Here is an 11,354-nt window from a genome sequence, read left to right as displayed (position 1 = left end):
GCGGTCCAGGCCGTGGCGGTGGCCGGGGCGGATGCCGCCCATGGCGTCGACGGCGGTGAGGAAGAGGTCGACGACGGCGCGTTCGGTGGGGGTGAGGGGTTTGGGGATGTCGAAGACGCCGAGGGCTTCGAGGAGTTCGCCGGTGTCGGCTTCGGAGTTCGGGCGGGGGTGGGCGAGCAGGACGTCGTAGATGTCGTCGAGGCGGCGGGCGGTCTCGGCGGCGGGGATGGAGAGGGCGAGGCAGACGGCGCGGGCGGAGGGGAGGGGTCGGCGGGTGCGGCGGGCAAGGAGGGCGTAGGTGTCGGCGGGGGTGTGGCCGCGGGAGAGGGCGTGGCGGGCGAGGGCGGCGAGGTGCATGGGTGCGGTGGCCTTCAGGCGGTGACGAGGACGGGGGCGGGCGTGGGGGTGACGAGGACCCAGACGTACTTGCCGATGCCGCCGGGTCGGTCGGCGCAGCCCCAGCGTTCGGCGAGTTCGTTGACGAGGAAGAGGCCGCGCCCGTGCTCGTCGTCCGGCGCAGCCGTATGGAGGGACGGACGGCCGCTGCCGGCGTCGTGCACCTCCAGCCGCAGGCGGGAGTTGACCAGGGCGAAGCGGATCTCGATGCGCCGGTCGTCGGGCGCGTCGGAGTGCTGGACGGCGTTGGCGAACAGCTCCCCGAGCAGGAGCTCGGCGACATCCGAGTAGCGGTCCCCGGAGGGCAGCGCCGAGAGGTACGCCCGGAACAAGTGCCGTGCGAGACGGGTCGATTCGATGCGGGAGTCGAGCCGCGAAGCGAACGTGCGGGGGCGGGGGCGGCAGCAGGTCTTGAGCATGGCGAAGTTCCTCAGAGGGCGGAAAGTGTGGTCGGAATGCCGCAACCGGCCTTCGCGATACGTCGGGGTTGAGGGGCGGCCCTCGTCGATTGGGGCGCGACGAGGGCCGCCATAGGGGCCGCCCGGTCCTTGGCCAAGCGGAACGCGGGCGGCTGTCAGCGGTGTGAGTTACTCGGACTTCGGCTTGTCGCCGTTGTGGTCGCCGGATCCGCTGTTGGTGCCGTTCTTCTCATCCATGTCGTGCACTCCTCTCGGTTCGCCCCGCAGACGCGGAGGTAACTGGCGAGCCGGCGAACTGGCCGCGCGAGCGACCAGCGGCGTAGCCCGATGAGTGCCATACGGAGAGATGTGACGGTAAGTAGTTTCACCGTCACGCCGGATGGCCGGTCACCAGTTGACCGCCGCCGCAAGATCGATGGAGGGGGAGAGGCGGACTTTTCGACGGACTTTTTCGTCCGCGGCGGTCTGCGCGTTCGGCAGCCGACGAGTTACCGTCTGTCATGTGGAGACGCAATTCACGCGCCTGTGTGCCGAGTTCGGCTGGGGCGGCCCGGCGCGATTCAGGCAGGTGTACGCGGCCACCGCGCGCAAGCTGGGCGAGAACGAAGAGGTGAGTGGCCGCCAGTTCCAGCGCTGGCGGCAGCCGCTGCCACCGTGCCCGCAGCCGGGGCGTCAGCGTGTCCTCGAAGCCATGCTGGGCATCCCGTTGGAGCAAGCGGGTTTTGCCGTCCCGGACCATCGCCGATCAGGAATCCCGCCGACACCACGAGAGGAGTTGGAAGACGTGAACCGCCGATCGTTCCTGGCCTTGGCCGGTGGCGCTGCTGTCTCCGCTGCGGTCCCTGCACATCGAATCGGTACCGAGACGGTCATGGATCTGCGAACCGGTCTCGCTTCCCTTTACGGCCTGGACGATCGGTTCGGCGGTGCCACTGTCGGTCCGCTCGCGCAGGCCCACCTGGCCCGTGCCGAACGGCTCATCGCCACATCCAGCTATCCCAGCACGATCGGTAGGCAGCTTCGGCTGATCGCCGGGGAGACGGCGGAGCACGTTGCATGGCTGGCCTTTGACGCTGGTGACAACGACCGTGCCCGGACGTACTGGCACCATGCCCTCGTGCGCGCGGAAGAGCTGCAGGACGACTCGCTTGCCGTGGTGGTCCTGGCCTCGATGGCTCTGATGAACCTCCGCGAGCGCGAGCCGGCGCAGGCCCTCGACCTCACCCGTCGTGCTCAGGAGAAGGCGAGGGCGTGGGCTCCCCCCTCACTGGTCTCGATCCTGATGACGAGGGAGGCCCGGGCGCTGGCGATGCTCGGTGATCACGTCAACGCGCGCTCGACCCTCGCGCAGGCCGCCCGGAGCTATGAGCAGGAGCGCGGAGCACGGCCAGTACCCGACTGGGCCGTCTTCCACGGGCCTGCGGAACTGGCGCTTGCGCAGGCGTCGCTGTTCACGGAGGCCGGGTATCACAAAGCTGCTGTTGAGTGGCTGAGGCGCTCGCTCGGTAACCAGGAGGCCAGCTACGCCCGAAATGAGGCACTGGTGCGCTTCAACCTGGCCGGGGCCCTCGCACAGGCGGGGGAGGCCGAGGAGGCCGCTCATGAAATCACATCGGGGGCCGTGCTGCTGACCGAGGTCTCGTCGGGCAGGGCCCGGACCTCGATGCAGGAGGCGCACTTCCACCTCCAGGCCTTGAATCCCGCTCTTGCCGCTGCCAGCACAGCCCACTTGATCGCCTGAAGGAGAACAGTGGAGAAGCCCGTCTTCGAGACCGTGACCGATGCCGTGGACGCGGCCCGGATGCTGGACGAGATAGCTCCGCTCTACGAGCAGGTCTTCGCGGAGCCGCCGTACTTCGAGGGCCCGCGCGACCTGGCCGACTTCCTGGAGGGCTACGACAAGTTCCGGACGATGCCTGGTTTCCGGCTGGTTCTCGCGCGATCCGGCGGGCTGGTGGGATTCGCGTTCGGGGTGCTTCTCCAGTCGGACAGCCGGTGGTGGGACAGCCTCGGTTTGGCTCCCGAATTCACGAGGGAGGACGGGCATCGCACCTTCGTGATCCGGGAGCTCGCGGTCGCGCCGGAGTGCCGCCGGCACGGGCTCGGACGGGGGCTGCACACGGCGGTGATCAAAGGCGCCGAGGTCGATCGGATCACCCTGGCAGTCCGCCCGGAGGCCGAGGCGGCCGTGAGGATGTACGAGGCCCTGGGCTACCAGGACGTGGGCGACATGACGCCGTCCTGGGATGGTGCCCCGGTGTACAGGTGTATGGTCCGGGACCTTCGGAGAACGCCAAGGAGATAAGGATGCTGCCGCTCCACTCGGTGTCCGTCGCTGGGGTGGTGGTGCGTGAGGACGGTCGGGTGCTGGCGATTCGCCGGGCCGACAACGGGACTTGGGAACCGCCGGGTGGGGTGCTGGAGCTGGCGGAGCCAGTTGAAGACGGGGTGCGCCGAGAGGTCTTCGAGGAGACCGGGGTCAAGGTTGGTGTGGAGCGGCTGACCGGTGTCTACAAGAACGTGAGCCGAGGGATCGTCGCTCTCGTCTTTCGCTGCCGACCGGAGAGCCAGGCGGTGCGGCTCTCGGACGAGTCGATCGAGGTCGCCTGGCTGACATCAGCTGAGGTCTCCGAACACATGGCCGAGGTCTATGCCGTACGTGTCCTGGATGGGCTTCGGGACGACACTGCACCAAGTGTCCGGACTCATGACGGCCGACACCTGCTGTGACGACGTCGATTCGGTAGTGGGGTCTTTTGTCGCTACTTCCGGGCGTTGGTGCGGCGGGTGGGCTCGGCTGTCGTCGGGTCTTCGGGCCAGGGGTGGCGGGGGTAGCGGCCCCTCAAGTCTGCGCGGACGGCTCGGTAGCCGTTGTGCCAGAAGCCCCCCAGGTCGCTGGTGACAGCCGCGGGGCGGCCGGCGGGGGAGAGCAGGTGGATGGTCACCGGGACGCGGCCGGCGGCCAGGGTGGGGGTGGTGGTCCAGCCGAAGAGTTCTTGCAACTTGACTGCCAGCACTGGGCGTTCGGTGGTGTAGTCGACGCGTATCTTCGAGCCGCTGGGGACGGTGATGCGTTCGGGGGCGAGTTCGTCCAGGCGGCCGGCTTCGCCGGTTGTCCAGGGGAGCAGGCGTTGCAGGGCCGACGTCGTATCAATGCGGGTGAGGTCGGATCGGCGGCGGGCGCGGGAGAGTTCGGGCTCCAGCCACTCGTCGGCGCGTTCCAGCAGTGCTGCGTCGGAGACGTCGGGCCAGGGGTCGCCGATGGCGGTGTGGAGGAAGGCGAGGCGTTCGCGGAGGCCGGGGGAGGGCCAGGTGAGCAGGGTGGTGATGCCCTCGCGGGCGAGGCCTTCGAGGAGGGCGGTGCGGACGAGGGCCCGGTCGGGGCGGTCGAGTGGCTTCTCGGCGAGTTCGATCGCGCCGAGGGATTCGACCTGGCGGGCGGTGACCTCGTCGCGGCGGGTGTCCCAGTGGACTTCCTCGCGGGTGGTCATTAGGGACGCGCCGGCCTGGAGGGCGGTGGCCTCGTCCAGCGCCGCAGCGTGCAGGATGCGGGCGGAGTGCGAGCCCGCCGGGCGGTCGGCGACCGCGACGGCGAGCCAGGGCAGGGTGCCGAGCGTGGTTCCGGGGGCGAGTTCGGCAGCCGTCCCGGAGGCCATCAGGTACGGGCTGCGTTCGCCGGGGGCGGGTCGCTCCACCCGGGCGCGGGCGATGCGTTCGGGGAAGGCGAGGGCGACGACGAGTCCGGTGGCGGTGGTGTCCGGGAGGTCGGTGGCGGGTGAGGAGCCAGCGGCACGTTCGAGGCGGCGGACTTCGTCGCGCCAGCGGGCGGCGTAGGGGTCCTTGGAGGAACGGACCGCTCGCCAGACCGCGCCGAGGTCGTCGCCCAGCGCACGCGGCGGCTCTTCGGAGAGCAGGGCGACCACTTCGGCGGCCCGGCGGGCGCCCACGGCGGGAGCGCCGTCGACCAGCGCACGCGCCAGCCGGGGGTGCAGCCCGGTGCGGGCGAGGCGGACGCCGCGCGGAGTCGCCCGGCCGTCGGCGTCCACCGCGCCGAGGGCGGACAGGGTCTGCCGGGCGGCGGCCATCGCCCCGGCGGGCGGGGCGTCGGGCAGGGCGAGGCCGGTGGCGTCCGGGTCGCCCCAGCAGGCGGCCTGGAGGGCGAACGAAGTGAGGTCGGCGAGGGCGATCTCGGGGGTGGGGAAGCGGGCGGCGCGGGCGTCCTCGGCCTCGTGCCAGCAGCGGTACACCGTGCCGGGGGCTTCGCGCCCGGCCCGGCCGGCGCGTTGGCGGGCGGCGGCGAGCGAGGCGCGGACGGTGACCAGGGCGGCCAGTCCTCGGGCGTGGTCGGTTCGGGGTTCGCGGGCGAGGCCGGCGTCGACCACGACGCGTACGCCGGGCACGGTGAGGGAGGATTCGGCGACGGCGGTGGCCAGCACCACCCGGCGCGTGGCGGACGGGGTGAGGGCGGCGTCCTGGACGGACTGCGGGGCGCGGCCGTGCAGTTGGAGGACGTCAGCCGGAACGCCGGTCAACTGCCCTGCGACGCGGGCGATTTCGCCGACGCCGGGCAGGAAGCAGAGCACGTCCCCGTCGCGCTCGCCCAACGCCCGCCGTACGACGGCCGCGACGTGGTCGAGCAGCGCCGGGTCCACCCGGGTGCCGTGTGCGGGTCGGACGGCGCGCGGCGGCGGCGCCCAGACCACGTCCACCGGGTGGGAGACCCCGTGCGCCTCCACCACCGGTGCGCCGCCGAGGAGTTGGGCCCAGGCGTCGGTGTCGGAGGTGGCCGAGGCGCAGACCAGCCCCAGTTCGGGCCTCAGCGCGGCCCGGACGTCGAGGAGGAAGGCGAGCGCGGTGTCGGCGTCCAGGTGCCGTTCGTGGCACTCGTCCAGGACGACGACGTCCACCCCGGGCAGTTCCTGGTCGCGCTGGAGGCGCTGCAGCAGCACGCCGGTGGTGACCACCTCGACGACCGTCTCCGGCCCGGTGCGGCGTTCGCCGCGCACGGTGTACCCGACCTCGCGGCCCACGGACGAGCCGAGCAGCCAGGCCATCCGCCGGGCGGCGGCCCGGACGGCGAGCCGGCGCGGTTCGGCGACCAGCACCCGGCGGATCGGGCGCGAGTCCAGCAGCCCGGCCAGGGCGAGCGGCACCAGCGTCGTCTTGCCGGTGCCGGGCGGCGCGGCGAGGACGGCGGTGCCGGGCCCGTCCAGGGCCTCGTGGAGGGCGGGCAGGGCGGTGCGGACGGGCAGGTCGCGCCAGGCCGCCCCTGCTGATCGGTCGGGCAGCAAGGCGTCAGCCCCGCTCGGTGACGAAGATCGCGGTGCCGGGGATCAGCCTCCCGCGCAGCGGGGACCAGCCGCCCCACTCCTGCTCCAGGCCGGCCGGCCACTCGGGCTCGACCAGGTCCACCAGCCGGAAGCCGGCGGCGACGAGTTCGCGGACCCGGTCGCCGAGGGTGCGGTGGTGCTCGACGTAGGTGGCGTTGCCCTGCTCGTCCTGCTCGACGTACGGGGTGCGGTCGAAGTAGGAGGACACCGCGGTCAGGCCCTCGACGCCGGGCTCGTCCGGGAAGGCCCAGCGGATCGGGTGGGTCACCGAGAAGACCCAGCGCCCGCCGGGCCGCAGCACCCGGTGCACCTCGCGCATCAGGGCGGCGGTGTCGGCGCTGAACGGGACGGCGCCGTAGGCGGAGCAGGCGAGGTCGAAGGAGCCGTCGGCGAAGGGCAGGACGGCGGCGTCGGCCTGGACGACCGGGACGGGCGCGGTGCCGCGGCCGAGGTCGATCCGGCGGGAGTGCTGGAGCTGGCGGAAGGAGATGTCCAGGGCGACGGGGCGGGCGCCGCGGCCGGCCAGCCAGCGCGAGCACTGGGCGGCGCCGGCGCCGATCTCCAGCACGTCCTTGTCTGCGACCTCGCCGAGCAGTCGGGCGTCGGCCTCGTCGAGGCCTTCGGGGCACCAGGTGAAGCGGTCGTCGCCGAGGAACTCGCCGTGCTCGTCCTGGTATTCGTCGGCGTTGCGGTCCCACCAGTGCCGGCTGGCGCGGCTGCTCTCGCCGGTGCCGGCCGTGCGCCGTACGGCGTCGTCGTCGGTGTCGGTTCCGGGGGCGTGCGCGTCGGCAGCAAGATCATGCAGGTCGGGGTGGGGGGTGGTGGCCACGGTGACAATGCCCATCGCGTAGGGTATGGAATGCGGAAGCGCCGCTGCCGCGAACCGGCCCGTCAAGGGTCCGGGTCCTGGCGGTGGCATCCGGGGAAGGGCCCCTCTTTCGGGCGCCACCGCGAGGTGCGCAATCGGAGGATATGGCCTGATCCATACCGGCCTCCACCGTCTTGCCTCTTCTGGCGTTGACCGTGCCTGGCCGTCCCCGTATGCTACAAGTTGCGCTGCGGGCCTGCGCGCCTCAGACGGAGCAGGTCGCGCTCGCATCTGTCGAAGACCCCACGGTCGCAAGACGGACGCCGATTTCTCGCTGTGCGGGAACGATCGGTGTGTCGTGTTCTTGGCTGTCCGGCTTTCGGTGGGAGCGATACGGGCCCTCCGCGTGGCATTACCTACGACTTTCATGTCCGTACCGGAGCCCTTTTCCTAATGACGAGCCCCACCGACTCCTCCCTCAGCACCACCCCGCAGGTCGCGGTCAACGACATCGGCGACGCGGAGGCGTTCCTCGCCGCGATCGACGAGACCATCAAGTACTTCAACGATGGCGACATCGTCGAGGGCGTCATCGTGAAGGTCGACCGTGACGAGGTCCTCCTCGACATCGGTTACAAGACCGAGGGCGTCATCCCGTCCCGCGAGCTCTCGATCAAGCACGACGTTGACCCGCACGAGGTCGTCGCCGTCGGTGACAACATCGAGGCCCTGGTTCTCCAGAAGGAGGACAAGGAGGGTCGTCTCATCCTGTCCAAGAAGCGCGCTCAGTACGAGCGTGCCTGGGGCACGATCGAGAAGATCAAGGAAGAGGACGGCATCGTCACCGGTACCGTCATCGAGGTCGTCAAGGGTGGTCTCATCCTCGACATCGGCCTCCGTGGCTTCCTCCCGGCCTCGCTCGTCGAGATGCGCCGCGTCCGCGACCTCCAGCCCTACGTGGGCAAGGAGCTCGAGGCCAAGATCATCGAGCTGGACAAGAACCGCAACAACGTGGTCCTGTCCCGCCGTGCCTGGCTGGAGCAGACCCAGAGCGAGGTCCGCCAGACCTTCCTCACCACCCTCCAGAAGGGCCAGGTGCGCTCCGGCGTCGTCTCCTCGATCGTCAACTTCGGTGCCTTCGTGGACCTGGGTGGCGTCGACGGCCTCGTGCACGTCTCCGAGCTGTCCTGGAAGCACATCGACCACCCGTCCGAGGTTGTCGAGGTCGGCCAGGAGGTCACCGTCGAGGTTCTCGACGTTGACATGGACCGCGAGCGCGTCTCCCTGTCGCTGAAGGCGACCCAGGAGGACCCGTGGCAGCAGTTCGCCCGTACCCACCAGATCGGCCAGGTCGTTCCGGGTAAGGTCACCAAGCTGGTTCCGTTCGGTGCGTTCGTCCGCGTGGACGAGGGCATCGAGGGTCTGGTCCACATCTCCGAGCTGGCCGAGCGCCACGTGGAGATCCCGGAGCAGGTCGTCCAGGTCGGCGACGAGATCTTCGTCAAGGTCATCGACATCGACCTGGAGCGTCGTCGCATCAGCCTGTCGCTGAAGCAGGCCAACGAGGCCCTGGGTGCCAACCCGGCCGAGGTCGAGTTCGACCCGACCCTGTACGGCATGGCCGCCTCGTACGACGACCAGGGCAACTACATCTACCCGGAGGGCTTCGACCCCGAGGCGAACGACTGGCTGCCCGGCTTCGAGAAGCAGCGCGAGGAGTGGGAGCGCCAGTACGCCGAGGCGCAGGCCCGCTTCGAGCAGCACCAGGCCCAGGTCATCAAGAGCCGCGAGGCCGACGCCCAGGCCGCCGAGGAGGGTGGCGACGCCGTCGCCGCTGCCGCCGGTGGTTCCTACTCGTCCAGCAGCGACGAGGGCTCGGGCGCCCTGGCCTCCGACGAGGCCCTGGCCGCCCTGCGCGAGAAGCTGGCCGGCGGCCAGAGCTGAGGCTCTCGCTTCCCGCTAGCCGATAGCTAGACGGTGGGCCCCACCCGGATTTTCCGGGTGGGGCCCATTTCGTTTTTCGCTTTGACTTATGTGCGTTTTATGTGAAGGAAAGTGTGAGATGAGGCTCATTGCCCTTCTATAGGCCGGAGTTCGGGTTGCACCTACATTGAGTGGAGCTGCCCGAAAGGCTCCTTCATGCGCAAACCCTCCTCCGCCGTCCCCGCCGCCGTGGTCGGCGGCCGGCTCGCGGCCCTCGGCCGGTTCTGCTTCCGCCACCGCCGCTGGGTGCTCGGCTTCTGGGCCGTCGTCCTGGTCGTCGGCGTCCTGATCGGGGGCCGGGTCTTCGAGGGCTCGGTGGCCGGGGCCTCCTCCGCCAGCGCCGAGGCCGACCGGGGCAGCGCGGTGGTCACCGCGGCCGACCCTGCCAAGGGCACCGTCACCGCCGTGGTGGACGGCAGGCCGGTGGACGACCCGGCCGTCAAGGCCGCCGTCGAGAAGGCCACCGCGGAGATCGCGGGCCTGCCCGGGGTCTCCTCCGCCCTCGACGCGTACGGCTCCGGCCCGGCTCCGGCCGCGCTGCGCTCCGCCGACGGGACGGCGAGCCTGGTCACCGTACGGTTGGCCGACACCGCCACCTCCGCCCAGACCGACGCCGTCACCCAGCGGCTGGCCTCGCTGAACGGTGCGGGCGGTGCCCACGTCACCGTCGGCGGGGACCTGGTGCTGCAGCAGGAGGTCAAGAAGCAGACCGAGCAGGACACCCGCTTCGGCGAGATGGTGACGCTGCCGCTCACGCTGGTCGTCATGGTGCTGGTGTTCGGCGGCCTCGCGGCGGCCTCGCTGCCGGTGATCGGGGCCGTCGCCTCGGTGGGCGGGGCGCTGCTGGCCATGTTCGGTTTCAGCCGGATCATGGACATCGACACCAGCGTGCTGCCGATCGCCACCGTCCTGGGGCTCGGACTCTCGATCGACTACGCGCTGCTCATGGTGAATCGTTTCCGCGAGGAGCGCGGCCACGGTGCGGACATTGCCGCCGCCGTCGAACGGACCGCGGCGACCGCCGGGCGCACCGTGGCCTTCTCCGGACTGACCGTCGCCGTCGCGCTGTCCGGCCTCTTCGTCTTCACCAGCCCGGTGCTGGGAGCGGTGGCGGCCGCCGGGGTCAGCGTGGTGGTGATCGCCGTCGCCGCCGCGCTGACCCTGATCCCCGCACTGCTCGGCTTCGCCGGCTCGCGGATCAAGGCACCCTCCGCGCCCGTACCCGACGAGGGCTTCTTCAGCCGGACCGTCCGCCGGGTCCGCAAGCGGGCGGTGTTCGTCGCGCTCGCCTGCGTCGCCGTGCTGATGGCGGCCGGCGCGCCCTTCCTGCACGCCGACATGCGCAACTCCGGCGCCGCCGTGCTGCCCACCTCCTCGGCCGGGCGGCAGGTCGCCGACTCGATCGACCAGCGCTTCCCGCAGGCCGCGGCCGCGCCGATCACGGTGGTGGTCGAGGGCGGCGCCTCGGTGGCGCAGGCGTACGCGGACGAAGTGGTCGCCAAGCTGCCCGGGGTGAGCGGGGTGCGGGCGGTGAGCCCGGTGAGCGACGCGGTCTCGACGATCGACGTCCTGGTGCACGGGGACCCGCAGGGCGGGCAGGCCAAGCACGTGGTCGAGGAGCTGCGGGCCGAGCGGGGCGGGCTGAAGACCTACGTCACCGGCGGCGCGGCCTCGGTGGTGGACTTCCAGAAGGAACTGCTGTCACGCGGGCCGTGGGCGCTGGGGCTGGTCGCGGCCGGAACGCTGGTGCTGCTGTTCCTGATGACCGGCTCGGTGGTGATGCCGGTCAAGGCCCTGCTGATGAACCTGCTCTCGCTGGGCGCCTCGCTCGGCGCGTTGACCCTGGTGTTCCAGGACGGGTGGTTCAGCGGGCTGCTCGGCTTCAGCCCGACCGGCGGGCTGGAGACCTTCATCCCGGTGCTGGTCTTCGCCTTCGCCTTCGGGCTGTCGATGGACTACGAGGTGTTCCTGCTCGCCCGGATCAAGGAGCTGCGGGACAAGGGCCACAGCTGTACCAGCGCGGTGGAGCTGGGAGTCCAGCGCAGCGGTCGGATCATCACCTCGGCGGCGTTGCTGATGGTGATCGTCTTCGCCGGGTTCGCGCTCGGGGACATGCTCATGGTCAAGCAGATGGGCATCGCGCTGGCCGTCGCCGTCGCGGTGGACGCCACCCTGGTGCGGTGCCTGCTGGTGCCGGCCGCGATGAGCCTGTTCGGCGAGTTCAACTGGTGGGCGCCCGCGCCGCTCAGGCGACTGCACCGGCGCTTCGGGCTGAGCGAGCACGTGGATCTGCCGGAGATCGGGGTGCCGGTGGCGCTCCCGACGCAGCGGAGCGGTGAGCCGGTGGCGGGGGAGCCGACGGCCAAGGACCTGGTGGGGTCGGAGGTCTAGGCGGTCGGGCACGGCGGTGCGGCCAGG

General features: G+C 71.1%; 9 protein-coding genes. 5 read left to right on the top strand and 4 right to left on the bottom strand.

Annotated features, from left to right (window positions below; translation table 11 throughout):
* A partial coding sequence (locus OP86_RS24190; protein ID WP_033333156.1) for a hypothetical protein occupies positions 1 to 357 on the bottom strand: 357 nt, incomplete at its 3' end.
* A 14-nt stretch (positions 358 to 371) separates the two neighbouring features.
* Positions 372 to 815 carry an ATP-binding protein gene (locus OP86_RS24185; RefSeq protein WP_078589307.1) on the bottom strand — a complete coding sequence of 148 codons (444 nt, stop codon included), beginning with the start codon at positions 813 to 815 and terminating at the stop codon, positions 372 to 374.
* A 502-nt stretch (positions 816 to 1,317) separates the two neighbouring features.
* Here OP86_RS24185 and OP86_RS33855 point away from each other — a divergent pair.
* The 3 genes from OP86_RS33855 to OP86_RS24170 are packed head-to-tail and all read left to right on the top strand — an operon-like array spanning position 1,318 to position 3,545.
* Positions 1,318 to 2,556, top strand: a complete 1,239-nt coding sequence (locus OP86_RS33855; RefSeq protein WP_051830491.1) for an NsdA family TPR-like regulatory protein — start codon at positions 1,318 to 1,320, stop codon at positions 2,554 to 2,556.
* A 9-nt stretch (positions 2,557 to 2,565) separates the two neighbouring features.
* Positions 2,566 to 3,120, top strand: a complete 555-nt coding sequence (locus OP86_RS24175) for a GNAT family N-acetyltransferase (protein ID WP_234435064.1) — start codon at positions 2,566 to 2,568, stop codon at positions 3,118 to 3,120.
* A 2-nt stretch (positions 3,121 to 3,122) separates the two neighbouring features.
* Positions 3,123 to 3,545, top strand: coding sequence for an NUDIX hydrolase (locus OP86_RS24170; protein ID WP_030061644.1), 423 nt, complete (start codon positions 3,123 to 3,125; stop codon positions 3,543 to 3,545).
* Between the two features lie 32 nt (positions 3,546 to 3,577).
* Here OP86_RS24170 and hrpB read toward each other — a convergent pair whose 3' ends face one another.
* Both hrpB and OP86_RS24160 read right to left on the bottom strand, forming a co-directional pair.
* Positions 3,578 to 6,106, bottom strand: coding sequence for an ATP-dependent helicase HrpB (hrpB, locus tag OP86_RS24165; RefSeq protein ID WP_234435065.1), 2,529 nt, complete (start codon positions 6,104 to 6,106; stop codon positions 3,578 to 3,580).
* Between the two features lie 4 nt (positions 6,107 to 6,110).
* Positions 6,111 to 6,989, bottom strand: coding sequence for a class I SAM-dependent methyltransferase (locus OP86_RS24160; RefSeq protein ID WP_078589322.1), 879 nt, complete (start codon positions 6,987 to 6,989; stop codon positions 6,111 to 6,113).
* A gap of 417 nt (positions 6,990 to 7,406) precedes the next feature.
* On the opposite strand from OP86_RS24160, the gene rpsA reads away from it, so the two are divergent.
* Positions 7,407 to 8,897: a 30S ribosomal protein S1 gene (gene rpsA, locus OP86_RS24155; RefSeq protein ID WP_030061640.1), complete on the top strand. Its 1,491-nt coding sequence runs from the start codon at positions 7,407 to 7,409 to the stop codon at positions 8,895 to 8,897.
* A 195-nt stretch (positions 8,898 to 9,092) separates the two neighbouring features.
* The gene (locus OP86_RS24150) at positions 9,093 to 11,327 is read left to right on the top strand and encodes an MMPL family transporter (RefSeq protein WP_051830490.1); all 2,235 of its coding nucleotides are present in this window, start codon (positions 9,093 to 9,095) and stop codon (positions 11,325 to 11,327) included.
* Positions 11,328 to 11,354: the final 27 nt, after the last annotated feature.

The organism is Streptomyces novaecaesareae, from assembly GCF_000716875.1.
In the GTDB taxonomy this organism is placed as follows: domain Bacteria; phylum Actinomycetota; class Actinomycetes; order Streptomycetales; family Streptomycetaceae; genus Kitasatospora; species Kitasatospora novaecaesareae.
This window is presented reverse-complemented; position numbering and strand designations above follow the sequence as displayed.

Excerpts from the sequence above, each read along its gene's own strand:
- OP86_RS24150 (WP_051830490.1), top strand. The coding sequence starts at position 9,093 with ATGCGCAAACCCTCCTCCGCCGTCCCCGCCGCCGTGGTCGGCGGCCGG.
- OP86_RS24185 (WP_078589307.1), bottom strand. The coding sequence starts at position 815 with ATGCTCAAGACCTGCTGCCGCCCCCGCCCCCGCACGTTCGCTTCGCGG.
- OP86_RS24170 (WP_030061644.1), top strand. The coding sequence starts at position 3,123 with ATGCTGCCGCTCCACTCGGTGTCCGTCGCTGGGGTGGTGGTGCGTGAG.
- OP86_RS24160 (WP_078589322.1), bottom strand. The coding sequence starts at position 6,989 with ATGGGCATTGTCACCGTGGCCACCACCCCCCACCCCGACCTGCATGAT.
- rpsA (WP_030061640.1), top strand. The coding sequence starts at position 7,407 with ATGACGAGCCCCACCGACTCCTCCCTCAGCACCACCCCGCAGGTCGCG.